The following is a 26,491-nucleotide window of genomic DNA, read 5'->3' as shown; positions in this document are numbered from 1 at the left end:
ACGTGTAGATTCAAGTAATTAAAATCTCGAAGCTCAGCGCTTTTTCTGTTGGTAGTAGCAAAGGGAAATACAATGGCTGAACGCATTGAAAGCCTAGATTTTATCCGAGGGGTTGCCGTTCTCGGTATACTGTTTATGAACATCATGGCAATGGCAACCCCTATTGAGGCCTATTACAGCCCTTTTTGGCGAGAAGGCTTATCAACATGGGAAGTGCCTTTATATCACCTACAAAGCCTGTTGTTTGAGAGCCGCTTTATGTCGATCTTCAGCCTGCTGTTTGGTGTGGGATTGTATATTCAGTATCAAAGTGCGCTAGCAAAAAACCTTCCTGTACAGGCCAGATTGTCGTCACGGCTACGTTGGTTATTATTGTTTGGCCTTTTGCATGGTTTCTTACTTTTTGAAGGCGATATTTTAACGCTGTACGCCTGCTGTGGATTTTTGCTGATACGCTTACTCGATCTCAGCAGCAAAAAGCAATGGGTTCTGGCATTCGTACTGATGGGTTTAGGCCAACTGGTGATGCTGGGGTTCGTTGCCCTGCTAATGTATCACGATATCCCGATTTTCACCGCAGAGTTACCCTTGAGTGGAACAGCCCTCACGACACTCCAACAAACATGGACAAGCTATCCAGATCGTCTACTTGCCCAAGCAATTAACTTTACTCAATTCTTACTATTTATCCCATTAACCGTGCTTTGGTATAACACTGGCTTAATGCTGATCGGTATTTTGCTGTACAAAAACGGCTTCTTTCAACAACGTCTCTGGCAACCTTGGGGACTTGGCTGCTTACTACTCGGATTAATTTTAGGATGGGGTGTACAGCAGCTACGGATAACATTCGGGCTGAGCTTAGACGTTGGCTTCTCAACGATACTTTTGATGATGTTGACGGGTTTGCTCTCAGCGATTGGTTACTGCTCATTACTGATGTTATTCGCCAACCATCACCATGTGTTGGTTCGCTTATTAAAGCAAGTCGGCAGAATGGCCTTTACACTTTATATATTACAAAGCGTCATGGTTTATCTGATCTTCGTTTGGCTCGCTCCGCAGTTATGGGGACAACTTGGTCGGCCAGAGCTGATGGCATTAGTCATCGTGTTAACCGTTTTTCAAGTATGGTTTGCCCATTTCTGGCAGCAGCGCTACGGGCAAGGCCCTTTGGAAAGAGGCTGGCGATATTTAGCTTATCGACGGTTTAGATAGTAAAAAAACAGGTGGATGTTCAACTTCTCAAGCAAGTCTATAAAGAACATTTACCTAATCAAACGGTTAGACTCAGCGCTCTGTATCCATCACTCTATTTTTTCATCGCTTCGCTATGGCAATACAGGCAGACCTCGCGCGGCAAGAGATGTGCCTTAGTTACTTTATATTTCTTTTAGACGAGCGGTAAAATGACGCAACACTGACGGTTCATAGGTAAAATCTAACCCCTTCATGTTGTGCGCATTGTCTTTCAATTTTTCAAATTCTTCAATAACAAAGTCCATGGCTGTCTGTATGTAATAACAATCTAAATAAAAATATGACCTAATTAACTCCATTCAATATCAGGATGGATTAACCATGGATAGCTTACACAATATCGACTTCAAAAAACTGGAGAGCCAACAAAAATCCATTCAAATGAAAATGAGATTGCTCGCCCTCGCTCACTTTAAAGATGGCCACTCTCACACCCAAATTGCTAAATTTCTTAAAGTGAGCCGTACTAGTGTCAATAAGTGGGTGCAAACCTTCCTTGAGGAAGGACTGGAGGGACTTAAGGAAAAACCAAGAACGGGAAGACCTCCTTTATTAACCCCTGAGAAAAAAATCAAATAGATCAATACATTACAAATCCACAAGGTGGACGACTCATTGTTGCTGATATCCATGCTTATATTGTCAAAGAATTTGGTCAACATAATCATCCTGATTCTATTTATTATTTACTCGACCATATGGGATTCTCATGGATCACTTCTCGGTCAAAACACCCCAAACAATTACAGCAAATCCAAGACGATTTTAAAAAAATTAAAAATTGAAACGATCCTTAAGATCCCAGGCCACATGGGGCTGGAGAATGTCGATGTTTGGTTTCAAGATGAAGCTCGTTTTGGACAACAAAATACCACCACCCGACTTTGGGCAGCACGAGGTACAAGGCCTAGAGCCGTGAAACAACAGCAGTTTGAATACGCCTACTTATTTGGCTGGATATGCCCTGCAAGAGGCATTGGTGAAGCGATGGTCGTGCCTTGGGTCAATAAGAGATTCATTAATTTACCGCCAACCTGAAACACCAAGTAGTTTGTTTAAATGGTTTATCTTTTTGTAGGCAAAGACATGTAAAATTATTTTGAATCTATCTCGTATTTAACCAATTATAGATTTTTTGGTTCACTAATTCAGGATATGAATGCATAAACCAATGGCCACCGGGAACTACTTCAATTTGACCTTTGTTTTTATCAATTACTTCTTGTTCCCATGTTTTTGCATGAAACCAGATTGATTTGTCTTTGCCATAAATAAATAAAAATGGCGTTCCATAATCATCGACTATTACAGGTTGTGTCGTATTACTTGTCAGTACTTCTTTCCATAAATGCCAGTAAGGATAAGTCAATCTAGAATCTGGTCTTAAATTTTCAATAGATTTATGAGGATCAACACGTGGAACTTGTAAGATTTTATCAGCAGTGAAAAGCGCGAGCTTGGTACCAAGATAATCAGGTAGAGTCCACGCAACTGCTAAAGCTAACGTGTATTGAACATTTATTTTAGGTCGCGGCTCATCGGCAAAACTACCGATGTCAAGCAAGATAAGCCTATCAACGAGATCGTTTTGTTTTAGGTAATGAGAGGCATATACTGCTCCCCAGTCATGGGCAATAACGGTAATTGATTGTTGATCTAAATGTTCTATAAATTTATCAATAATGCTTCTCATCTGCTTGATACTGTAGTGTGGGCGTAACTCGCGATCTGTTTGTTCGAAACCTGGTAGAGTGAAACGGACGACTTGATAGTTTTCTTTAAAGAAATCGGCTTGTTTGTCCCACATTTCGAGACTATCAGGATAGCCATGGATAAAAACTAGGGTATGTTCACCTTTACCTTCGATTTTGGTTTCAAGATTATCGACAATACTGGTTAAATTTGCTGAGAATTCATCATCAGGTATAGGATTTTTGAAGATGAAAGTCGACATGACATAGATTGGCAAACTGAGTAGCAGAATGATAATTGTAACAACTATCAAGCGTGCTTTTTTCATAATAGATTCCTTTTTAATAAAGTGATGCCCACATGTAAGTTATTTATTGTGGGCATGTTAAAGATTATTGGCGATAAGCATTAATGGATTTATATTCTTCCTGATCTGAAAAAATTTCATCTCTCATTGGGTTTAAACGTTTTAGTAAAATTCGACGTAGCTGCCAGCTTGCCAAATACAGATTTAATACTAAAGAGAGTAGAGATATGCTCCAGTTAGCCATTGGGTTATAACTGGGAGCGACGTTAAATGTACTACCGATGGCAAAAAAGTAAGGGAAAGTCATTACCCACATCATCCAAAAACTGAGGGTCGCTGCTCGGTTTTGCATCCAAGTCCCTTTTGCCCAAAATAAAGCTGGAATAGTGGCTGAAATATTAAGTGCGACACCCGAATAAAATGCATTTCCGGGAGCACAAGAGTAAACGTAGGCAATATTCCAGATACCATAAGCGATTACCCACAGGCGAATTTGATCTGGCCAGAGCATGTCATAGCGAATTCCGCCAGTTCTTTGCCCTCTATACGCAAAGATGCCTGTCCATCCACAAATCAAGATAATATTTAGTATGCCTGCGAAAGCGTTCACATAGTTCCAGCCACCAGAAATATACTGCATTCCATCGACGATACCATTGAAACCAGCGATACCGACTTGAAATTCCCGCATTACAGCTTCAAAAATATTAATAGCGAGAATTACGGGCACTAAAATAAGATACCAGGGATGCTTTTTGTGAAAATCGGTAAAGCGAATAACTAAATATATAATACTACCGGCTAAAGCGGAATATACCTTTACCCAAGTAAACCAAGAGGTAACATCACTACCCATATATAGCCATATTGGAGTTAGAGCGATAGGCAAAGCAATAAAAATAGCCAAGCTTGCCCATTTGCTAGCACGAATAATTTCATTTAAACCCATTAATGTAACAAGTACAATCAACCACATTATCCAGTTATACCAAGGTATAGATTCAAAGAAAAACATTGGGACCTCACTTATACTGTTCAACAGCACCTAAGATTTAATTACTATCAAACTCATATTGTTAATCGATGAATTTTTGCTTATAGCCCCATTACTAATTAATGCAGAAATAAAGAACAAAATGAGTTTATGTTTGTAACACAACTTTATCGTTATTAGTTTTATCCCCTTCCTACTTGAAGCTGCAGGGGTGTTGGTTACATTCGTTCATCCCAATCACATAGTCTGTCTATGCTCATGGGGATGAACTCACTTGCCGCCTACCTGTAACTCTAAGTTGTTTGGTTATATAAACAGTAAGAGCACCCCCCTTTTTTTAGAGTTAAAGCTCTTATTTAGAGCTTTAACTCTAAAACAATGAATGACCAAATGATGTGCAATTAACCACACTTTTCAGATACTGTTTAATTCGACTGCATTTTTTATTAAAAAATGTGATGTGAAATGCAAGATCTAATGGGAGGTTTTTTGCGTATTGATAGTTGTAAAAAGTCAATGAGTCGATCGAATTGCTTGGTGTAGAGTTTAACGACATACCAAGCAATACCGTATCTGTTAAGGATAATTAAAAAGCTGAGTATGGGTATTAGGTAAGAGATTTTTTTGAGCGGGAGAGTTTTTGATATCGTACACGCAAAACTGACAGTCGCTGTTTACCTGTCGGTGTTGTATAAGGCCAAAGTAAATTGATGATTTTGAGAATACCTCGATAGAGTTCGGTTTTGGTTATCTTTCCGTTCAATTTATTGGCCATTAAGTAATTCATCCAAAAGCTACCCACCACTCGCATCAACTCAACAAGATCATCAATGTCTTGCTCATCAATATTAATGATTTGATCATTTTTAAGCCTGATAACTGAATACTTCGCTCTTTCACCTAATACACTGTGGACAGAAAGATAACGCTTATGTAACTCTTTGTCTCGAAGCACAATACCGGGCATGCTACTGTGAAAAAAGCGAAACTGCCAGAAGCTATTGAATACTTGATCACAGTACTGTTGGAGAAATACCTCGGCTGGAGTGTTTTCGTCATCAGCAATGAAGCTTTGTTGCGTATGTTCTATGTATTTTTCGAAGATAGATTTAATAATGTCCTCTTTGTTGCGGAAATGGTAATAGAGATTCCCAGGGCTAATGCCTAAATACTCAGCAATATGGTTTGTATTAACTGCACGTTCTCCTTTTTCATTAAATAATTTTAAGCTTGCGAGTATGATTTTATCATGAGTTTTCATAAGTATCCTGTATCAATGGAACTGCGGCTTTGTTAAATCTGATAGATTAGTTAAACAATTGTAAGATTTGCTCGCATTATATTGATTACTAGCAAAGAGACTATAACCAAATTGGGGTATGCTAAAATATTTCAGCAATTAACTATAGATATACGCACTCAATATCTTGTATTGATAGAAATAGCATGTGTACTTACGATGGTATGAAATCAATAAGTGTAAAACCAACAGTGCCCTTGAAAATTATCATATTTTTACTTAAAGTTCTCGAATAAAATCCAGGGCGTCCGCATGAATGGTTAGGATTTAGTCATTGACTTAAATCCAGCAACTAAGACATGCTCCAAGAAGCTGGGGGTCATCATGCAACGTTTCCGCTTCATTGGCACACTAATTTTGGTTGGCTCAGCTCTTAGCATGTTAAGCGCCATGTGTCTTAACCCTGCCAAATTTTCAGCCGCGTTTTGTCGATAAATCTGACAAGCATCTTCTCGCATGCCCACATCTAAAATCCAGTGCATCGACTCTATGCCCCAGTGGGCTCGAATGGCATTTCCTGCCTGCTCTGGGGTCAGGTTGTCAGTTGAACTTATGTAGAAGCGGTACTCCAACTCTGGCGCTTTACCTTTGGCTACTCGGTAATTTTCAACCATGACAATACTGGCTAGTCCGCTCCACGTTGAGAAGTCACCCTCTAACTCGCTAGCCTTGAGTACATGACAAGTACGTGCTTCTACGCGGCCCTTTTGTTTCTCGATTTGATAGGTGGTTTTGTCAATTGGGTTCGGCGGTGGTAACTCTCCACCCGCAATGCCTTGACACCAAAATTATGTGACTTAGTTCACTTGATCCCACATTCAACTTGAGTGATCTTTTTGTGGTGGCAATCTTGAGGTATGAATAAGAAAACATTACCTCCACCGCCAGATTTCGATTCGCCTGAAGAGGCAAAAGATATCATCAGCTTTTTATGGAATAAGCTGGCAGAGCTTGAAGACCGACTAAACCAAAACAGTCGAAACTCTTCTGTACCATCATCACAGCAGCCATTGCATAATAAAGCTAAAAATACTTCGCCGAATAGGAAGAAGTCTGGAAAAAAGCAAGGGGCTCAACCAGGTCATAAAGGTCATCGCCGACTGCTTCATCCAATTGAAGACAGTGCCTCGGTTGAGCAATATTTACCAAATAAAACATGCCACTGCGGTGGTTGCATTATTCCCAATAGAAAGCCTTTTAAACGACATCAAGTTTTTGATTTACCTGACATCTCATACACACTTATTGAGCATCAAGCCTTCAAAGGTGAGTGCTCATGGTGTGGTGATAAGCATCAAGCCGAGCTTCCAGAATACGTGCCTGATATTCAGATGGGACCAAATCTACACAGCTTTATCGCAATCCAAGCGACACAGCATCATCAAAGCATAGGTAAAATACAATCGATGCTGAAAGATGTCTTTCAGTTGAGCTTCTCTACCGGTGCGATATCAGCGGCTCAAGGGCGAGTAACGGAATACTTAGCGAATACTCATAAACAAATTCATGAAACAGTTAAAGCGGCTGAACTGATCATGGCTGATGAAACCTCACATCAACGCAATAATGATAAGCGCTGGATGTGGGCTGCACTCAGTAATGACGTTGCTTTTTTCCAAATCAACAGTGGTAGAAACCAACATGCTGCCAAGCGATTGCTTGGTGAGGCAGTTTCACACCTTTTAGTGACTGACCAATATTCAGCCTACAAATATATTGATGGCTCTAAGAGGCAGTTATGCTGGGCTCACATCTTAAGAAACGTTATCGCTATCGAGGAGAGCGTTTGCCCCGAAAACCAAAAAATCGGAGAAAAACTCAGTTTAATCGCTCATAGCGTATTCAGGTGCCACCATCGATATATCGAGAATAAAATTACGGAGAATCAATATTATCGTCGACTTAGGCGATTAAGAAAGAGCTGGCTTTATTGGCTGAAACTGGGTAGTTATCAATGTTCAAAACGATATCGAGGTCGATGCCGTAATCTCATCGCAGATGATGCTATGGTCTGGCGCTTTATGGATGACTCCAAATGTCCCGCTAACGAACAACGCAGCGGAACGAGTTCTTCGTAATTACATATTGATGAGAAAGTGCTGTTACGTAACCCGTTCATATCGAGGAGACCTGTCCCGTGAACGGATGTTCTCACTTATCGAGACCGCTAAACTCCAACAGCTATCAGCTTATAACTGGCTGCGTGAAATCGTCGAGTATCATATGATCAAAGTGGATTATCAGACGCCAGCGTTTTTAGCATAACCCGACGTCAATAGCTCGCGGGTGAATAGTTACCGGCGGTGTAGGGCGAAGGCTGTATGTATGGCTGCCGACAACTTGCCTTGATTACCCTTTACTACCAACAAGTAATCACCGCCCTTGCTACTGATCGCCTTGGCAATCTTGGTCTGGCAGGCCATCGCAGCAATCGTCACGATAGCTCCTCGCAAGTCAAGCATCTTAATCAGCTCTGGAATCGCGGTAATTTCACTACTTTTATTGTTGGTTTTGAGTTGACCCAGTACCAGTTGGTTAGCACTTGCATAGGCGCTCACCATATATGATGGTGCTTTGCCTGTCGTCTCTATCGTAGGAGTCGCGCAAAGTCTTGCCATCGTCAGTCCAGCCTTGACCTCCGGCTATCACGGCGCAGATAGACCCAAACAAAATATCAAACAGAGAATAGTCAACTTTTGCACACTATCGTTCGTCACGGATAATACTGAAATGCTTTTTGATGGTATTAATATCCATGGTCGCTCCCCAAAAGAAGAGCATAAGATCACAGCACGCGCGTCAGGTCAAATTTAACTTTACGTTATACAAGAAATGTTCATGATCTTACCCTGTCTATCCTCCAATGTTCTCTCACCGCCTGCCTGAAATTCCAAGTTGTTTGGATATAATAGTGTTATCCTTTTTTTGTATCAAAACGAAATTTGTGATTAAGAGTTTATTTTTCTGTTCTATATGTTGATGAAAGTCACATTTGGCGTTGTTTTAAATTTACTTAATTTTATTTTATCTAATAATGGATTTGTTAAATAATCTGCTGTAACTAACGATGGAATTAGATATGCATATTAATCTAAGAAGAATTGATAAGTTATGGTCAAGCTCATTGGCTTGGTATACAAACGACTACAAAATTTCTGTCCTCCCTGTTTTCCCGCACTGATAAATCCATACTGCTAGAGCCTATTTTTAGTTCTAGTTTTCTACTATTTTTCATAGTAAATCTAAAGATTAATTAAAACTATCAATGAGTCCTATTTTATTTTGGGTCTTATTTTTATTTTTAAATAAATACTAATTACACTATTTATTTAGTGCGATGGTTTTCGCTTAAAATAAATATGACGATACCTTTTCTTCTGAAGTTGCTTATAGTTTAGCTGAAACTTAAAGTCGTTTGGGTATGATAAAGATTAAATACAAAAGGATATATCATGCAAAAATTTAAACATTTACCAGAACCATTTCGTATCCGCGTTATTGAACCAGTTAAAACAACAACACGTGAATATCGTGAAGAGGCAATTCTTAAGGCCGGAATGAATCCGTTCTTATTAGACAGTGATGATGTATTTATCGATTTGCTCACTGATAGTGGAACTGGTGCCATAACCCAGAAAATGCAAGCAGCAATGTTGATGGGTGATGAAGCCTATAGTGGTAGTCGCAGTTATTATACATTGGCTAATGCAGTAAAAGATATTTTTGGTTATGAGCTGACTATCCCAACACACCAAGGGCGTGGCGCAGAGCAAATTTATATTCCTGTATTGATTAACAAGCGTGAAAAAGAAAAAGGCCTTGATCGTTCTAAGATGGTTGCATTGTCTAACTACTTCTTTGATACCACGCAAGGTCATACACAAGTAAACTGCTGTGTTGCTAAAAATGTCTACACTAAAGAAGCGTTTGATACATCGGTAAATGCTGACTTTAAAGGCAATTTTGATCTTGAGAAATTAGAGCTAGCGATTGAAGAAGCTGGTCCTGCAAACGTTCCCTATATTGTGAGTACGATTACTTGTAACTCAGCGGGCGGGCAACCGGTTTCTATTGCTAACTTAAAAGCAGTGTATGAGATTGCCAAGCGTTACGATATTCCAGTTATTATGGATTCAGCTCGTTACGCGGAAAATGCCTATTTCATTCAACAACGTGAGCCAGGATATAAAGACTGGACGATAGAAGAAATCACTCGTGAGTCTTACAAATATGCTGATGCACTTGCGATGTCAGCAAAGAAAGATGCGATGGTACAAATGGGTGGCTTGCTGTGTTTCAAAGACGAGACAATGACCGACGTTTATAACGAGTGTCGTACCCTGTGTGTGGTTCAAGAAGGGTTTCCGACCTATGGCGGCCTTGAAGGCGGCGCGATGGAGCGGCTAGCGGTTGGTTTGTATGATGGTATGCGTGAAGAGTGGTTAGAGTACCGCATTGGTCAAGTGCAGTATTTGGTCGATGGACTAGAAGCTATCGGGGTAGTTTGTCAGCAAGCTGGTGGTCATGCTGCTTTTGTTGACGCCGGTAAACTGCTTCCTCATATACCAGCACATCAATTCCCAGCTCATGCCTTGGCTTGTGAGCTTTACAAAGTTGCGGGTATTCGTGCGGTTGAAATCGGTTCGTTATTGTTGGGACGTGATCCTGCAACAGGTAAGCAGCTTGACTGTCCCGCTGAGCTATTGCGCCTAACCATTCCTCGTGCCACTTACACCCAAACACATATGGACTTTGTGATTGAGGCATTTGAAAAAGTGAAAGAAAATGCACACAACGTAAAAGGTTTAGATTTTACCTATGAACCACCAGTGTTACGTCATTTTACCGCTCGTCTAAAAGAAATATAAACTAACTAATGCACATCTCTTGCTAGCGGGAGGTGTGCCTTTACGTCTAAAGACTTACTTAATAATAGCTTATATAGAATTTCATTCTTATATAACTTTGTCAGATCATGATACATGAGGTGAAAGAAATACTTTAATGCTAATTAAATACCTAAAATATTAAACTATTATGGCGAGAAATAATTATGGAAAAAAGCCCATCTTTAATCGGCGGGGCTTGCATTATTGCAAGTGTATGTGTCGGCGCTGGAATGCTAGGGTTACCTAGTGCAGGGGCTGGAGCCTGGACATCGTGGTCACTGATAGCTATTTTATTAACTATGATCATGATGACAGTTTCTGGTTGGATGCTATTAGAAGCATTTAAAAGTTACGAATTAAAAGTCTCATTTAATACTGTAACTAAAGATATGCTAGGTAATAAAGTTAATGCTATTAACAACATTGCTGTATATTTTGTCGGTGGAATCTTACTCTACGCTTATATTACTTCTTCAGGGCTAATAATAGAGGGAGTAATTGGTGTTAATAATAAAATTGCTTCTATTCTATTTGTTGCTATATTTTCCCTTTTTGTCTGGCACTCTACACGAGCAGTAGATAGAATTTCTGTTGTCTTGATCGTATTTATGGCATTGAGTTTTATTTTTGGTGTTTCTGGTCTGGCTGCCAATATTGAGGCGACTGTGTTGTTTGATCGTATTAATGAAGAGTCAAGTTATGCCCCTTACGCTATGGCAATGCTCCCGGTTGCCTTGACCTCATTTGGTTATCATCATTCAGTGGCTAGCATGCGTTGTTATTACGGTTGTGAACATCGCGCCAAGAATGCAATTTTTGGCGGTACAGCGATTGCCCTTACACTTTATTTTCTATGGATAGTGAGTATCTACGGTAACTTGCCTCGCCACGAATTTGGTCCGGTGATTGAACAGGGTGGTAATGTTGAAGTGTTGCTAGCAGCGCTTGATAGTGCTATTGACTCAAATAAAGTGGCGAATGCGATTAATGCGTTCTCGATGGCGGCTATCTTGTCATCATTCATCGGGGTAGGTCTTGGAGTGTTCGATTTTTTAGCCGATCTTTTTAAATTTAAAGACAGTAAATCGGGCCGAACCAAAACCTGGTTAGTCACTTTTCTACCTCCTCTTACTATGTCACTACTTTTCCCATTTGGTTTTGTAATTGCGATTGGTTACGCGGGAGCGGCAGCAACTGTATGGGCATGTCTTATTCCTGCTCTATTAGCACGAAAATCTCGCCAACAAGAAGGTGGTCATGAGGGTTTTATGGCACCAGGAGGCAATATGATGATAGGCATGTTGATAATCTTTGGTCTGCTAACGGCTATTTTTCACTTCATGGCAATGTTGAATATGTTGCCGGCTTTTGGAAGATGATCACGACGCGAGCGATTTATTTATAATAGTTAAACTTGGGTAAATATCATGACAAAGATCCTTAATGCTTCAAAAGCTCCTATCGCCAGCGGTCCTTACGTTTAGGAAGCCAATTTGGGAGAGTTAATGATTACTGCTGGTCAATTACCGATTGACCTAAATACAAAAACAATGCCGGGAGACGTTGCGGAGCAAAATATGCAAGCTGTCTCACGCGCTGGAGATTATTCAAAAACCTGGGCTAATAGCAAAAATATCGTCAAAACTACGGTATAGCAAAAAGGCCTTAATGATTTTCCAATTGTGAACCAAGTATATGGAGAGTTTTTTAAACTCGTGATGCAACTTTGCCTGCATATTCTTGTATTGAAGTCTCGCGTTTATCCATGGATGCGAAAGTAGAAATTTAAGTCATCGAAGCCGGCTAAGATCAATAAGTTAACTGATAAATCATCATTAAAAAATGAAAAGTACAGCAAGTAGGTCAACAGACGTTGTTTATTGTGCTTTCTTTTTTACAAAGCACCAGTTTTGGCGGCATCCATTCATCTATCCATTGTCATTCCATAGTTTGAATATACTCGGATTATGAGGACTTAGGCATTTTTTCAGCTAGCTGAACCACAAGTTGCTTAGAATACACAAATGCTTAACCTTTCGTACAAACGTGAGTGCTCTTGCATCAAAATTTGACTTAGCTCACAAATATAGTATAATTGTTATACATCTATAAAGTTTTAGCTTAAATAAACAGTCTACGGTGAAAAATGAACTCAGCATTTTTATCTATTTTGAATGGAAAAAATAACCTTAAATTAGGAAAAAAATTTACCCCCTCAATTATTACTGCCATAATGTCTATCGCGACACTGGCGGTAATTGGACTCTTGGCTTTAATTTCTTTGGTTTAATCTTTGCGTTACAGCCAAAGTGCTCGTCTAATTATAGTTTTTTGGCTATCACCGTTCTTTTAGTTATTTATTAATAGCAGATACGTTACAAAATATCGACAGGCCCAATTAACTATCATTAATGAATACTACTTTATTTAATTATATTAGATTTAACCCGTTATGAATTTCTCAGTAGTAATTTGAACGCCATAAAATTAACTATCTATTTTAACCGAAAAAATGGTGCAAGCTAGTTTCTTTCCCTTGAGTATAGCGCCATTAATTAACAGATAAATAATATAAAAGGTAGGAAGATACTGATCTGTATTTTGATAGTATTCCTCAAATATTCTATAACTTCTAAAAAGAAACCAGGTTTGTTGGCAACATAAGCTTTAGCTAGCTTTAACCAAATATAGAAATGTTAATTTCCTCACACTCGTCGAGAAAAAAACTTTGCTAAAAAATTAGTGAACGCTATGAAGTTAAAATACTTTCTTTTCTTGTATTTTTTTCGTTATCACTCTTATTTTAATTGCACATGTTTATTTAACCTAGACTAAATTGTATGAATATAACTGTGTACTTAATTGTATTAGTTAATAATAATTTGCAATAATAGAGGTACGTTGAACAGCAGCATTATTTAATTCTATTACTTGTTCTCTTAAATGTTCTTCCTGTCCGGAGACTAATTCTGATACTATACTCATTTGGGTTACATTTTCCGCCACATTATGGCTTGCCGAGCTGAGTTCTGATAATGTTGATACTTTTCGAGTCATTAAATGGGATAACTTATCTAATTGTGTCATAACATTACTGATCTCATCAATTATTTTTGTTATTTGGGCTTCAGTTGAATTAATTATTTGTTGACCAGATTCTACCTCTAAGCGACTAGAATTTAGTAGCTCTCGTATTTCGTGTGAGAATAAATTACTTTTACTTGACAATTCACGGACCTGATCAGCCACCACAGCTAAGCCGCGGCCATGTTCTCCAACTCTTGCGGCTTCAATAGCAGCATTCAATGCTAAAAGATTAGTCTGATCTGCGATGTTAGTTATCAAGTCAGCTACTGAAATAATTTTCTGATTAGCATTATGGATTTTATCCATTGCATTAGTTGAAGCATTTAAACAAGTTATACTTACGGTTGCTTGTTGATTAATAATATTGCTACGTTGTTTTAACTGCAAAATTGATTGATCTGAAAAATTAATATCTTCAGTTAATTGAGATAATCTTTCAGACAATTGTCCCGAAGCAATAGATTGTGAACCGCTGTTCTGGTTTAAAGTTATGATATGGTTACGTAAAGAATGGGATTGGCTATCAAGATTTTGTGTCACACAATTCAATTTATTGACGTTAAGATGAGCTTGTGATAAGAGCTTTTCTTGACCTTGTCGTGCTTGCTGTGCACTGTACTCCATCTTTTGTCTCGAGTTATAGCTGCATGCTTAATGCTTGTTTTGCTTATGAGAGCTATAACTTTGTGCAATAACCAAAATAGCCAGTGGTACGAGTAAGCTAGACCATACTTCAAGACTATTTTGGCTCGTATTTAGTATAAAATTAGGTAACATTTGACCATATAAATCATTGAAGATCATTATACTACAGCAAGCTATCACTAAAATACTCCATAACCAAGCAATATAATGGCCCGCAGTAAGAAAAAAAGCGACCAAAAGTACGCTGATCCAAAAGCTTTGTGGGGATGCAATAACTCCCCCAGTTTGGTAGATCAAGTTTAAAGCATGAAATACCATACCAGAGAAGCCGATATGTGTCGCAAATGTTTTTAATTTTAATTAACCCAGTAATGAGGCTTCCGTTATTTCTGAAATTATACAATAAATCGAGGTTATTACTAATGGAGTGTAGCCAACCGATGACCATTTTATTAAACTATATAATCCTGTTATAAATGAAATCATGGTGAAGTACATCAATGTTTCAGCATGTTTTTTTAAATCAGGCCAATTATTAGCATCAAATACAAATATACGACACCAAAGCTTAAATAGCCTCATGGTTACTCCTAAATATTAATTAAGTGGTAGAATATGGAAGTTTATTCCCATTTATCTTTATTATGGGCAATGAAAAAAAATATTTTTAAATTCCTAATGAAAACATCGCCCAAGCAGGGTGAGATCGCGAACGTTTTTTAATCAAATTCATGATCGATTTGACGATCACATTTAGCTGTGATCTTATACTCCCTTTTTAGGGAAAGCATCATGCACATCGACCACTTCAAAGAACATTTTCAAACGATTACCGATCAACGCCAAAGCCCAAAGGTCACTTATTGCCTGTTCGAAGTCCTTTTTGGCTCGCTATGTGCGGTGATTGCTGGTGCGAAAGGCTGGTTTGATATCCGTGAATACATTCTCGGTCATCATGATTGGTTTAAGCGCAATGACCTGTTTTTGCATGGTGTTTCTGCTGATGACACGATTGCTCGAATAATCTCTACGATTGAACCCGAGCAGTTTCATGAGTGCTTCATTAACTGGATGTCATCAATACACACCCTTACCGAAGGTCAAGTTATTGTAATTGATGGCAAAACACTTCGAGGCTCTTACAATCGTGAAGACAGAGCGAGCACCATTCACATTATCAGTGCTTATGCATCGTCAAACAAGCTCGTGTTGGGACAGCTGAAAACCGAAGAAAAAAGCAATGAAATTACCGCGATCCCTGAACTGATAAAGATGCTCGATATTAAGGGAGCCTTAGTCACCATTGATGCAATGGCCTGCCAAACCAAAATTGCCAAAACCATTGTAGAGCAAGGTGGGGACTACTTGCTTGCCGTAAAGAGCAACCAAGGGAAACTCCGTCAAGCAATAGAAAAGGCGTTCTCTTCTCAGCGCTCCAATGTGGTTGCTGACATTTCTCCAGAGCAAGGACACGGCCGTATAGAATCTCGTCAATGCTATGTTTTTGATAGTACGAAACTTGAAGGTAACTTCTCTCGCTGGAAAGGCTTACAGAGCATTATTATGGTTGAAAATTTTCGCCTTGAGAAAGGAAAATCTGTCGCTCTAGAGTACCGTTATTACACCAGTTCTAAAAAGCTTAGTGGAGAGCAAGCTACGATGGCAGTCAGAGAACATTGGGGTATAGAATCAATGCACTGGGTGCTTGATGTAACCATGAATGAAGACGCGTGCCAGATATACAAAGATCACGGTGCAGAGAATCTATCATGCCTACGTCATATGAGTTTAAACATGCTCCGAGAAGAACCAACCAAGCTAAGCATTGTTGGTAAGCAAAAGCGCTGCATGATGAATACATCGATGCTAGAGGCAGTATTAAGTGCTGGTTTTAATAATGTGGTGAAAATATAGACACTCATGCGGTCGCCCTGATCGCCCAAGAGGATAACTATACTCTTCCTACTTGAAGCTGCAGGGGTGTTGACTACATTCGTTCACCCTAATCAAATAGCCTGGCTATTCTCAGGGGGATGAATTCGCTTGCCGCCTACCTGCAACTCCAAGTTGTTAGAGTATATGCTATTATACTCAACCCCCAAGCATCTGTTTTTTTAATTTTTTATCTGTTGGCTTATCTCCAAGCCAAACAGATAATAGCGCTTTACGGAAGGCGTCATCATTTCTATAATCTAGGAGAATTTCATTTTTGTAGCTGTAAAGTCCATCATTAGGAGCACTTACAAAAGTAAATTGATCCCCTTTTTTAACTTCTTCTCTAAATGTGGCCTCAATAAAATCATTTATACTTTCATCAATCATGGCTGTATTGCCATTGGTAGCAAGTTGGAACCCTTCATTTAATGCTTCAGTTAATTTACTAGCAGTGATCATTCCCGAAGTAATATTTAAACGGATGGCGGACGGATAATCACCATTGATCAGTAGTTGAGAAGATTGTGTTGGTTGCTCAGTAAATAATGAGCCGACGTAGAGGTCCATAAAAACTTTTGATCGGACACCTGCACCGTTTAGATTAAGACTAAAATTTTTAGCTTGGATCGTCTCTAAAACTTCTACACCACTGATATTTCTTGCTAATGATGATGTAGATATTGCGGCAATAGTTAAAGCTATGATTATTTTATTTTTCATGCTGTTCACCTATTATAATTATTTAAAATGCGTAATTATATTCGACCCAAAAACGATCAGAGCCACCACTATCTGAATAAGATAAGAAATTAAATCTTAAGTTTTGTTTATTTGTTATCTGATATCCAAGAGTCAGTTCAATTTGTTGTGGACTTAGTTGTAATCCACCATCAAGTATGTCTTTATTCCAACTTTTACCATTTAATTCATCGGTATATGTCCAAGAGCCTAATAACCAGAATGAGTCATTAAATTTATAACGTCCGTAAAATTTAGCCGAGTAAATAGTCGATGCTAAATGAACACCACCACTAGATAAATTTGCCCCAGGATTCGATGTTAGATCAGCCATATTATCCTCCATCAGAACGCCACCAAATAGTATCACAGGCCATATATAAGCATTTTTACCAATTGGAATTGTTGCTACAGCTCCTGCCTGTACTACTGATGTAGTACCAAAGAAAGGGTGATCTTTAATTACGGCATCAACCATATGCCCTAAACCATTTAAAGTATTCAATGATCCATACCGAAAGCGATAATTAGTATTGGATATTTCTTTATTAAACTCAGGACCAGAACTACCCATGCCTGAGAATTTTGGGTTACCACCTTCTTTATCGGTGACATCATTAGCCTCAAAAATAAAACCTGACTTTCGTGATGCTCCTGCTTCAGAGAGCATGTACATCGCCTTTAAATTAAGCCCTTCGTTACCGTAACCTATTCCAAGGGCTGTGTAGGCTTCTGTGGGGCTAGACATATCAATCTCTTTGTCGTTTGCATAGCTATTTACTGAAATTATACTTGATGTGATTACTAGTGCTAAAAGTTGTTTTTTCATAAAATTAGTCCAATTAATATTATTTATTGTTAAATTTAAAAGATGCTATTGATGGATGTTTTTTATGCAACTGCTGAAGCAATACGCTGCTCTTTTGTTTTTCGAAAGAAAAAAATTGCATAAGCTAGGTTGACAATAAAACTAATTAATCCAGCAGCTAGCATCAATTCATCATTGCGAGGTAACGGAATCACGTGACTTTCGTACATTGATGGGAATGCGAAGTAATACATAAATGAACCAGCTAAAGTAAATGCTCTTGCTTGCAACCAAGTTCCTTTTTTAATTAGTAGAGATGGCAAAGTTGCTGCAATCAATACCATAGCTTGTGCCGTTGCAGAACCAGGGAAGTTTAGATAAACAAAAACGATATTCCAGATGTCATAGGCAATGATCCAAAATGTGGTCATTGCTGGCCATATCATATCTTTCTGTTTGGAATCATCGGCTTTAATTTGTGCCCAGCCTGCAAGAGTAATAATGCATAAAATGCCACCGACCGCATTAAGGATGTTGGCCAGATTACCCATACTGAAGTCTTGTAAAACAGCCTCTAAAATATTTAATGCAAGGAATGCAGCAGCAGAAAACTTAGCCCATTTCATACTACCAATTTTGGTAAATCGAATGAGAGTAAATAATACAGCAGCACCTACGACAGAATAAAGTTTCACCCATTTAAACCAGTAGGTTATCTCATGGCTTGCAAAAATCGGAATTAAAGCAATTGGCAAGATAAACCAAAGTAAATAGTTAGCGTGTTTCCAATGACGGCATAATTCATTAAGTAGTATTAGACCGAATAAGACAAATAAAATATGTAAATATGAATTTGTTTTATGCCACTTATAAAAATTACTAGAACTATCATCTAAGGTATAACGCATTTGTTCACGTTCAGTATAGCGTAATGATGCATTATCAAAGTTAGTGATTTGGTCATCTGGGTTACTTTTAATCACGACATTTCCGCTGTCATTAATATGCCAATTCTGTATTTCGGTTTTATTGAAACCTCCAGATTGACGCATCACGCTGACTAGACCCTCGGAATGAAATTCCAGACGAAAAAACAAACTCCCTTCACCTGGTGCACCATCATGTGTTCCTTGCCAAATCTCGCCGATTAACTGATCGCTTGAGTATCCTTGATCTTGGGCGATAGCTATCGTACCTGTCATAGCTAATAGCATAACAAGTAAAGTTTTAATTAATAATTTCACATTGAACCTCGATGTTCCTTGTTAATTAATAATCTGCGACTTAGGCTTTGTAAGCCGCAGATAAACATTATTTTTCAATTGCAGTTTTTTCATTAGCTAAATCGTATTCGTTAATGCAATCCTTTGTTAATGGTGGCGGATTATTACCAAAAGGTGGCTCTTTTTGTTCTTTTTTCTTACGGAAGTACCAAATAGCAAATGGAATATGAAGTAGTAGATTAATTGCGCCCCACCAATAAAGTACAGATTCATTTCTCCATGAACTGGAATCCATGATTGGTGTGAAAATATCTATATTGGCTCGAATGAAAATGTGGAAAGCTAGAGTATAAACTCGGGCTATGACATAAAGCTCGGGACGTTTTTTGATAACAGGATAAAGCTCAGCTGCAATTAATATACAAAATGAACTTGCAAAGAAAGCAGTATTTTCACCATAAACAAAGGCTAGATTCCAGGTAGTATATAAGAAGTTCCATGCTGCTGTAGAATAAAATAATAGATCATTTGGTTTATCTTTAGATATTAACCAGTATTGACGAACTCCATTCTTGTAGCGAGGGAATGGGATTGTTATACAAAGAATAATACCGCATAGAAAGTTAAAATAATTTCCTATAACTAGGTCTTTTAAGGTGGCTTCTGCAATATTTAGGAAAAGAACCGCATATAATACTTTGAGTACCCAATCACCACGAAAGAACTTTAAAATGGTATTAGGATTGTCGCGGTAATACCAAGCAACTCTCGCAAATCCTACCACAAGCGCTGTCGGTAAAAGAACACTGATTGTTTTTACCCAGCGAAACCAACCATCGAGTTGATCGGCCCACAAGGGAAAAGTGCACAACGATGCGAGCCATAGGACGGCAGTTAACCGTGGTGTTCTTCTCATTCCTTCAACTAAAAGGAGCAAAAAAACAATATAGCAAGTCATTGAGATGACATATTGCCAAGTTGGTATTTCCATAACGCCCTCCATGTTAATTTAATCTTTAAATGTTTATTTAAATTTTTTAAAACAAGTAGTTAAGCTGGTGATTATGATCCACTTTAGAGTTAAAGCTCTATTTTAGAGTTTTAACTCTAATTGTTTTTGAGGGTTACTGCTGTGCGAGTAACCACACTTTTTATCTAATTATTTTTGACAAATAAGAATTTTGATAAATTTGTGACTTGAACAATCAATGAAAGAGAGAAAAGTTTAGATCCCTTGATGCCGCTCTTTCAGGGCGGGATCGCACTTTGTTCACTAGGGTCTGTTGATCTTTCGTGATAAGTTTTTGAGCAGCATGGTAAGGCGTTATAATTTGTTTCGCCAAAAATAAACTGTAACTCCATACCATGCCGAGACTAATGCTAACTGATAAGCGGTAGAAAAAGCTACTTCAAGTGATGAAGAACACTGGCCGCATTTATAATAAATCTGAACATAGAATGACCTTTGAAGAAATCCTTTACCGCTTGCTAACAGGAATTCCATGGCGTGATCTACCAACCGAGTTTGGGGACTGGAACACGGTTTATCGCCGCTTTAACCTGTGGTCGAAGAAAGGCCTGTTATACATATTATTCAAACAGTTATCAAAACTCTCCGATTATGACTGGGTGTTTGCAGACGACTCAATAGTCAAAACTCATCAACATAGCTCTGGAGCTGCGACCACAGATAATGAATGTATTGGAAAGAGTCGTGGTGGTAACTCAACGAAAATTCATCTGGTCGTGGATAGCGGTGGATTACCAATCTATTTCTAGCTATCAGAAGGCCAGAGAAATGATATTGCTCGTGCCGAAAGTCTTGTTGACCACCTTAAGGAGGTCAACGTATTTATCGCCGATAAAGGCTATGACAGCGACGCTTTAAGGACATATGTTGACTCTAAAGGTGGTGAAGCGATTATACCAAAGCGAAATTATGGACAAGATATCGACAAAGAAAGCATGGATTGGTGTCTCTACAAGTATCAACATTTGGTTGAAAATGCTTTCGCGAGGATTAAGCACTTCCGAGCGATATCAAAGAGATATGATAAGTTAGCAAGAAATTACGCCAGTATGGTATCGCTGGCGTTTACTATAATGTGGTTGCCGATGTATTGCTGAGCAAAATACATACAGCAAAGATCAACACGCCCTAGCGTTTTATTTTCATTCGATAGCGGTGTTTTCAAGTTGTGACTGAGATGAACTAACCTAGCTGTAGCCAAAATACTTATTAAGCCGGGTTGACAACGTTTACGTGATTTACAGCCAAACATTCATAGCCAAAAGCAAGATATACACATCAATGAGCACGTCATACGACATAATAAAAATCCGTTCTTGCTGCTGTCATGGTGTAATAAGTATTGAATATAGCCGTGATCATGACATGTTTAGATCACCCCGCTGGGCAACTTCTTTCGAGCCAGAGTCGTGAGCAAAACCAATAGCCCTGTTGTTGAAAAGATGGCCATGACACTCATGGCCATCCCCACTCCCGGCAATCCCTGCTCAAACTGACCAAAAACGAAAGTAGACACGGTTGACATGCCCGCTGGTGCCACCATCAACGAAGCAACCAGCTCTCGTGACGCAATGGCAAACACCAATAGCATCGCAACCAGCAATGCGGGCATCATTAGAGGAACAACAATTCGTACAAAACTGATCAGCAAACTAGCGCCTGATACTCGTGCCGCTGCCTCAAGATTGCTGCCTATCTGGCGTAAAGCCGCTGAGGCATAACGTACCGGATAAGGGAGCAGTAAACAGCTGTAGGCTAAAAGCAGCATCCAACCCGTATTGTAGATAGGCATTGACCAAACCGGCTGGTTCCAGACCAGAATCAAACCGACAGCCACCACGATACCCGGCAAGGTATTAGGCAATAAGGAAAGCAGATCGAGCAAACCCTTACCACTAATTGACGCTCGCACAACCAGATAAGCCACTAAAGCCCCCAAAACACCGGTAACCAAGGCCGTGCCGGTTGCTAAAGTAAGGCTATTCGTCAATGCTGCCATTGCGCCACTTTGATTGGCAAATAGGCTTTGATAATGATTAAAGGTAAGATTATCAATACTTAAACCGCCTGACAGGGTCGTACTCAAAGAAGTGGCCAATACGGAAAAAATCGGTACCCCAACGGAGATCACGCCTACCAAGGCAAACAGGATAACAACCGGCCAGCGTGCTCGCCCTAGCTCTACTGGCTCAAAGCTTGCTGGCTTACTGCCTTGAGACACATAAGAACGCCGAGTCACTATCCAGTGCTGCAGATAAAAAGCAAGCATCGCCAAACCAACCAAAATTAGCGATAAAATCGCCGCACCGGGCATATCCAGCGGCCAGTCGGAAAAACGTTCATGAATACCAGTTACCAGAACTTTAAACCCAGCCTGTGCTCCTAAAGTTGCCGGAGTACCAAATTCTTCAATACTCAAAGCAAATACCAAGAGTAGGCTCGCGGCCAAACCGGGAATCGATAGCGGCAATGTCAATTTGAAGAACGCTCGCCACGCACCTGCTCCACAAACACGCCCAACGGCTGCATAACGACTACCAACTACGGCCAGAGTTCGTGATACGGCAAAATAGACCACCGGAAAGACATTCAGCACCATCACAAAAGTGATACCCCAAAATGAAAATAAAAAATCGTTGGCAGAAAACCCCATTAACTGCTCTGAATAACCACGGGTTTGTAATGTCGTCATCCAAGCTAATGCTGCAATGTAGGGCGGAATCATGAAAGGAATTAGAAAAATCAAGTCCCACACTGCACCGCCGGGTACACGAGTTAACGCTCGAAGCGCACCCAAAGGTAAAGCCACCAGTAAACATCCAAGTACCACCGCTAGCCCAAGTGCTAGGGTATTTCCAACCAACTCAAGAAGCAGCGGATCAGTGAGAGTTGGTAGAATCAACGCAAAGGGTTCAGCAAAACTGCCGCGAGTGATATACGGAAAGATCGCCTGCAACAGGATAAATAGTAACGGCAGCCCTACTAGCCCGATCAAGCTGAGCAGGGTTAGTGGCATTAAAAAAACGTTGGTTAAACGATGCATGACTTAGTCCATGATGGCCCGAAAACGATTGATCAGAACCTGCCGTTGCTGAGTCAGATTTTCATCGATATTAATGATGTTCAAATCATTGATTCCTGGGCGCAAACTTTTAATATCCGTTCGTGCAGGCATTAAATAAACTTCAGCAACTCGTGCCTGCCCAGCTTCGGACAGAACAAAATCGACAAAATCCATTGCCCTATCCTGGTTACGGCTGGATGCGAGAACCATCATTGGCCGTGGCGCGATCACCGTGCCACTTGGAGGAAAAATAACCTCAATGCTTTCACCCCGTGCCTGATGGCCCAGTGCAATATAATCAACTGCACCAAAAACCACGCTCTTGGCACCTTGCAAAACTGGATTCAATGCACGAGCATTCGGGCCAGGTACAATCATGCGGTTCTGCTTCATAGTCGCCAAAAAGTCCCAAGTAGCATCGTCACCTTTGGCAGTCAGTAGTGCAGACAGAAGCTCAAAAGCCGTCCCCGACTGGGCTGGATCTGGCATAGTGACCTGGTTCCGATAAACGCCTGCGGTGACATCAAACCAATCCTCAGGCTGAGGCAAACCACTTTTGGTGTTAAACACCATCGACAGGGCAGAAACTCCTTGAGCAATATAATGACTATCTTTTAGTGAGTCAGGTACGTGGGTCATATTACGCAAGCGTAATGGTGCCAACAGATCCTGTTGCTTAAGATCTACCGCTGAATCCCAAGAGGCCGAAATCACCACGTCCGCGATCGGATTGCGCTGCTCCGCTTCAAGACGTGACATCACCTGCCCTGTAGTACCTTGAAAAATCTGGACTCTTACCCCAGTTGCTGCCTGATAATCCTGAGCTAACACCGTGATCAGGTTATTGGGACCAACAGAATACACCGTCAAGTTACTGGCCAAACTTAATCCTGAAACTAAACACAGTCCTAAGATAGCAAATGATTTTTTTAACATGCTAAAACTCCACTAGTCGCAAGTGTGTGAGAAAAAGAAGTAGTTAACGCCAACGCCAGTCCCTGCTCAGACCAAGCAGTTAATTTTGACAAATCAAGGCTAACTGCTAATGGCTGGTTGAGCGAGACTCGCTGTTGAGTACGAAACGTGATCAATTGCTGATCCGCAAGGCGCAATTGCACGGCGTAATAATCTCCCTGAAAAGCACATCCGACGACCTGACCGAACAAACGAGCTTGATGCTTGGTATCAAGCGTCACGGCCTGACGAGGAATAAGCAGTTTTACTGGCCCTTGATGAGTGTGGAACCCCAGCTGAAAACGTTGATCAGCAATATGAATTGCTTGATGATCAATGCGCCCTTCGAGCACTGAACCAGAATCGATGAAAGTCGCAATTTCCGCAGTAGATGGGTGCTTGTACAGCTCCTCCGGAGTTGACAGTTGCTGTAAAAAACCTTGATTTAGGACAGCAACCTCATCTGCCAATGCAAAAGCCTCCAGTTGATCATGAGTCACAAACACGGCCGTTAGCGCCAAACGATCAATCAACTGACGTATCTCTGCGGCCAGATTTTCACGTAGCCCTTTGTCCAAATTAGATAAAGGCTCATCCATAAGCAACAACTTAGGCTTGGAAGAAACTGCCCGTGCCAGTGCGATGCGCTGTTGTTGACCACCGGATAAGGTGCCTGGTGCTTTCTCAGCAGAGTGCGCCAATCCCACTAAGTCCAGTGCCCACTCAACTTGAGATTTGATTTCTGCTTTTTTCATCCCCTGCATGATCAAAGGAAAGGCTACATTCTCAGCGACCGTCATGTGTGGCCATAACGCATAGTCTTGAAACACCATTCCCAGACGACGGTGCTCTGGTGCCGCGTTGGTTTTCGGGCCAAATACACACTGACCCTGAATTTTAATCTCACCTGCATCGGCTTCCAGCAAACCTGCAATACAACGCAGCAAGGTGGTTTTTCCACAACCAGATGGCCCAAGTAAAGCCAGTACCTTGCCTCGCTCTAGAGTTAAATCCAATTCATGCAACGCCACCTGGTTGCCAAAAGCCTTGGTAAGCCCTGAAATTTGTAGTGCTGGTGTCATTTCAGCTACCATAAATCACCAAACTTTATATCCCCTAAATGATTATCTCTAGCACTATGATTAAGTATGAGCCCGCAGATACGAACAATTGGTTCACTTGGTTTGCTGCCATCGGCTCGTCGGGTAAGATCATTTGCTAAAACCACGGGCATGCCCCCAAACAGAGCCGCATCAGCAGCTAGGGTTAATAAAGAATAATTCCGTTTCATTTTACCGATCTTCCTATATGCGCTATGACTAACTCGTTAATAAAACGAAGATTTTAACTTCTGACTATGGCAGAAAGATGACGGTTAAGTGCAGTAAAAAAGGGATTGAAGCATTTTTTCAGGATTTTAATAGATCTTTGCTTCCTGCTCATAGCTTGCCATTAAATACAATTAATAGCGCTCAAGTATCCGTTGAGTTTTAAGTACATCATCAGAAATTAGCCAATTCTGAGCAAGCAAAAACTCCATCAGAGCTGTACGCTGAAGATCGGCCTGTTGTAGGCCTCTAGCTCGAAATGAGACCTCAATCAGATACTCATGATCATCCCCTTGCTCTGCCAGAATGCGCCAGATCTCAAGGCTGATATCGGCGATTGCTATATTATTATAAGTAATGCTGCCATCATTGAATCGGGTAAAGGTAACCTCTCCATAAATCCGAGATTGGTCCAATACAAGGCTCCCCCAGTTAGTAGCTGACCAAAACTTAAACTCATCCGGTGCATTGCGTTTACTTTGATGAATAGCCTCTACCAAGTTTGGCATACCTAAACTAGCGGATATATTTTTGAACTTTTGTTTTTCTGTAACAGCAACACTGAACGTTTGCTGCGTAAAGCCCCAGTCAGTTTCAATGCTCCAATCCGCATCATTTAAATTAAATCCATCTGACTCTGCCTGAGATTTGGCAGCAGCGACATTGCCATTGGTAATAGGATAACGCTTTTTGTACTGAATACGATGGCTGCCCTGAGTATCACGCTTGCGGATCCGTATACTCCAGCCTTCTTGTCGCAAGTTCAATGCATCGGTATCCATATACAGTACGACATGATCATTAACTTTGTTGCTATTAAAACCAAACGCCTGCCACACCGCATTTGAAGGTCTACCCTCTTGATCTAGGGTTGTTTCAGGGTTGATAAATAGTTTAACTTCGTACACGTCAGTGGCGAGCACAGAAAAAGAGAGCGTTGCCACAAAGACAACTAGCAATAGTTTAAAAATCATCGTTGATATTCCCAGTTGGATAAAAATGAAGCTTTACCAGCAATGGCTATGTGTTGAAAGACGATTTAACCTAATTAATTATCGTGACAGAAAAATGAACGTGTCACGACCGATTGAGTTAGATTATAAGTCGATAGTTTTTTGTCCCTGTTCAAGGTTCTCCGCCGCTTGGCTAAGACTATCTGCGGATGACAAAATCGCCCTATTCAATACACTGTTCCTAGCACCAGAAAACCCATGAACTTCAGTCCCTCACGCACTGA

Annotated in this window: 21 protein-coding genes and 4 pseudogenes; 9 read left to right on the top strand and 16 right to left on the bottom strand. The window is 40.2% G+C overall.

From position 1 onward, the window contains the following. Positions 1-72: 72 nt before the first annotated feature. Entirely contained in the window at positions 73-1,218 is a 1,146-nt protein-coding gene (locus tag VIB_RS05560) for a DUF418 domain-containing protein (RefSeq protein WP_004394994.1), read from the top strand. A 164-nt stretch (positions 1,219-1,382) separates the two neighbouring features. On the opposite strand, the gene VIB_RS17585 is transcribed toward VIB_RS05560, so the two are convergent. Next, positions 1,383-1,505: a hypothetical protein gene (locus tag VIB_RS17585; protein ID WP_004394993.1), complete on the bottom strand. Its 123-nt coding sequence runs from the start codon at positions 1,503-1,505 to the stop codon at positions 1,383-1,385. A 76-nt stretch (positions 1,506-1,581) separates the two neighbouring features. Here VIB_RS17585 and VIB_RS05555 point away from each other — a divergent pair, with 76 nt between their 5' ends. After that, a complete protein-coding gene (locus tag VIB_RS05555) occupies positions 1,582-1,839 on the top strand; it encodes a helix-turn-helix domain-containing protein (protein ID WP_040904220.1) in 258 nt (85 codons plus the stop codon). Next, positions 1,836-2,045, top strand: coding sequence for a helix-turn-helix domain-containing protein (locus VIB_RS17255; protein WP_083797747.1), 210 nt, complete (start codon positions 1,836-1,838; stop codon positions 2,043-2,045). The genes VIB_RS05555 and VIB_RS17255 overlap by 4 nt, the downstream gene beginning before the upstream one ends. 320 nt (positions 2,046-2,365) lie before the next feature. On the opposite strand, the gene VIB_RS05545 is transcribed toward VIB_RS17255, so the two are convergent. The 4 genes and pseudogenes from VIB_RS05545 to VIB_RS05530 all read right to left on the bottom strand — a co-directional run. Beyond that, positions 2,366-3,280 carry an alpha/beta fold hydrolase gene (locus VIB_RS05545; RefSeq protein ID WP_004394992.1) on the bottom strand — a complete coding sequence of 305 codons (915 nt, stop codon included), beginning with the start codon at positions 3,278-3,280 and terminating at the stop codon, positions 2,366-2,368. A 64-nt stretch (positions 3,281-3,344) separates the two neighbouring features. Beyond that, positions 3,345-4,274 carry a DUF5692 family protein gene (locus VIB_RS05540; RefSeq protein WP_004394991.1) on the bottom strand — a complete coding sequence of 310 codons (930 nt, stop codon included), beginning with the start codon at positions 4,272-4,274 and terminating at the stop codon, positions 3,345-3,347. Between the two features lie 586 nt (positions 4,275-4,860). After that, the gene (locus tag VIB_RS05535; RefSeq protein ID WP_004394990.1) at positions 4,861-5,514 is read right to left on the bottom strand and encodes a TetR/AcrR family transcriptional regulator; all 654 of its coding nucleotides are present in this window, start codon (positions 5,512-5,514) and stop codon (positions 4,861-4,863) included. 299 nt (positions 5,515-5,813) lie between these two features. Beyond that, positions 5,814-6,272: pseudogene (locus tag VIB_RS05530) on the bottom strand (ISAs1 family transposase); the annotation flags it as partial. 138 nt (positions 6,273-6,410) lie between these two features. On the opposite strand from VIB_RS05530, the pseudogene tnpC reads away from it, so the two are divergent. After that, positions 6,411-7,818 (top strand): annotated as a pseudogene (gene tnpC, locus VIB_RS05525) (IS66 family transposase). Between the two features lie 35 nt (positions 7,819-7,853). Here the strand turns inward: tnpC and VIB_RS05520 are convergent. Further along, positions 7,854-8,310 (bottom strand): annotated as a pseudogene (locus tag VIB_RS05520) (ISAs1 family transposase); the annotation flags it as partial. Positions 8,311-9,005: 695 nt separating this feature from the next. Between VIB_RS05520 and tnaA the strand changes: the two are divergent. The 3 genes from tnaA to VIB_RS17875 all read left to right on the top strand — a co-directional run bounded on the left by tnaA (position 9,006) and on the right by VIB_RS17875 (position 12,097). Then, complete coding sequence (gene tnaA, locus VIB_RS05515) at positions 9,006-10,421, top strand: tryptophanase (protein ID WP_004394987.1); 1,416 nt, start codon at positions 9,006-9,008, stop codon at positions 10,419-10,421. Between the two features lie 185 nt (positions 10,422-10,606). Next, positions 10,607-11,821, top strand: coding sequence for an aromatic amino acid transporter (locus VIB_RS05510; protein ID WP_004394986.1), 1,215 nt, complete (start codon positions 10,607-10,609; stop codon positions 11,819-11,821). 126 nt (positions 11,822-11,947) lie between these two features. Then, entirely contained in the window at positions 11,948-12,097 is a 150-nt protein-coding gene (locus tag VIB_RS17875; RefSeq protein WP_224215258.1) for a RidA family protein, read from the top strand. A gap of 1,216 nt (positions 12,098-13,313) precedes the next feature. Here VIB_RS17875 and VIB_RS17035 read toward each other — a convergent pair. Beyond that, positions 13,314-14,153, bottom strand: a complete 840-nt coding sequence (locus VIB_RS17035) for a methyl-accepting chemotaxis protein (RefSeq protein WP_004394985.1) — start codon at positions 14,151-14,153, stop codon at positions 13,314-13,316. A gap of 813 nt (positions 14,154-14,966) precedes the next feature. Here VIB_RS17035 and VIB_RS05495 point away from each other — a divergent pair. Further along, positions 14,967-16,088 (top strand): ISAs1 family transposase, encoded by a 1,122-nt coding sequence (locus tag VIB_RS05495; RefSeq protein ID WP_004394984.1) that lies wholly within the window; start codon positions 14,967-14,969, stop codon positions 16,086-16,088. Positions 16,089-16,265: 177 nt separating this feature from the next. Here the strand turns inward: VIB_RS05495 and VIB_RS05490 are convergent, their stop codons facing one another. From VIB_RS05490 to VIB_RS05475, 4 genes are all read right to left on the bottom strand, one after another. After that, a complete protein-coding gene (locus VIB_RS05490; RefSeq protein ID WP_040904219.1) occupies positions 16,266-16,829 on the bottom strand; it encodes a chalcone isomerase family protein in 564 nt (187 codons plus the stop codon). 22 nt (positions 16,830-16,851) lie between these two features. Then, on the bottom strand, positions 16,852-17,676 hold the full coding sequence (locus VIB_RS05485) for a hypothetical protein (protein ID WP_004394982.1): 825 nt from the start codon (positions 17,674-17,676) through the stop codon (positions 16,852-16,854). 62 nt (positions 17,677-17,738) lie between these two features. Beyond that, the gene (locus VIB_RS05480; protein ID WP_004394981.1) at positions 17,739-18,899 is read right to left on the bottom strand and encodes a DUF5692 family protein; all 1,161 of its coding nucleotides are present in this window, start codon (positions 18,897-18,899) and stop codon (positions 17,739-17,741) included. Between the two features lie 67 nt (positions 18,900-18,966). Further along, a complete protein-coding gene (locus VIB_RS05475) occupies positions 18,967-19,869 on the bottom strand; it encodes a hypothetical protein (RefSeq protein WP_004394980.1) in 903 nt (300 codons plus the stop codon). Positions 19,870-20,291: 422 nt separating this feature from the next. Between VIB_RS05475 and VIB_RS05470 the strand changes: the two are divergent. Then, a pseudogene (locus VIB_RS05470) lies at positions 20,292-21,005 on the top strand (IS5 family transposase). 272 nt (positions 21,006-21,277) lie between these two features. On the opposite strand, the gene VIB_RS05465 reads toward VIB_RS05470, so the two are convergent. From VIB_RS05465 to VIB_RS05445, 5 genes are all read right to left on the bottom strand, one after another. After that, positions 21,278-22,951 carry an ABC transporter permease gene (locus VIB_RS05465; RefSeq protein WP_004394979.1) on the bottom strand — a complete coding sequence of 558 codons (1,674 nt, stop codon included), beginning with the start codon at positions 22,949-22,951 and terminating at the stop codon, positions 21,278-21,280. 3 nt (positions 22,952-22,954) lie between these two features. Continuing rightward, a complete protein-coding gene (locus VIB_RS05460) occupies positions 22,955-23,908 on the bottom strand; it encodes an extracellular solute-binding protein (RefSeq protein ID WP_004394978.1) in 954 nt (317 codons plus the stop codon). Further along, the gene (locus tag VIB_RS05455) at positions 23,902-25,008 is read right to left on the bottom strand and encodes an ABC transporter ATP-binding protein (protein ID WP_115152741.1); all 1,107 of its coding nucleotides are present in this window, start codon (positions 25,006-25,008) and stop codon (positions 23,902-23,904) included. The genes VIB_RS05460 and VIB_RS05455 overlap by 7 nt, the downstream gene beginning before the upstream one ends. Positions 25,009-25,013: 5 nt before the next feature. After that, positions 25,014-25,217: a hypothetical protein gene (locus VIB_RS05450; RefSeq protein ID WP_040904217.1), complete on the bottom strand. Its 204-nt coding sequence runs from the start codon at positions 25,215-25,217 to the stop codon at positions 25,014-25,016. 171 nt (positions 25,218-25,388) lie between these two features. Continuing rightward, positions 25,389-26,228, bottom strand: coding sequence for a hypothetical protein (locus VIB_RS05445; RefSeq protein WP_004394976.1), 840 nt, complete (start codon positions 26,226-26,228; stop codon positions 25,389-25,391). Positions 26,229-26,491: the final 263 nt, after the last annotated feature.

This window comes from Vibrio metschnikovii CIP 69.14, assembly GCF_000176155.1.
GTDB lineage: Bacteria > Pseudomonadota > Gammaproteobacteria > Enterobacterales > Vibrionaceae > Vibrio > Vibrio metschnikovii.
Note: the sequence above shows the minus strand (reverse complement) of the source record. Positions and strands in the feature narration are given on the sequence as shown.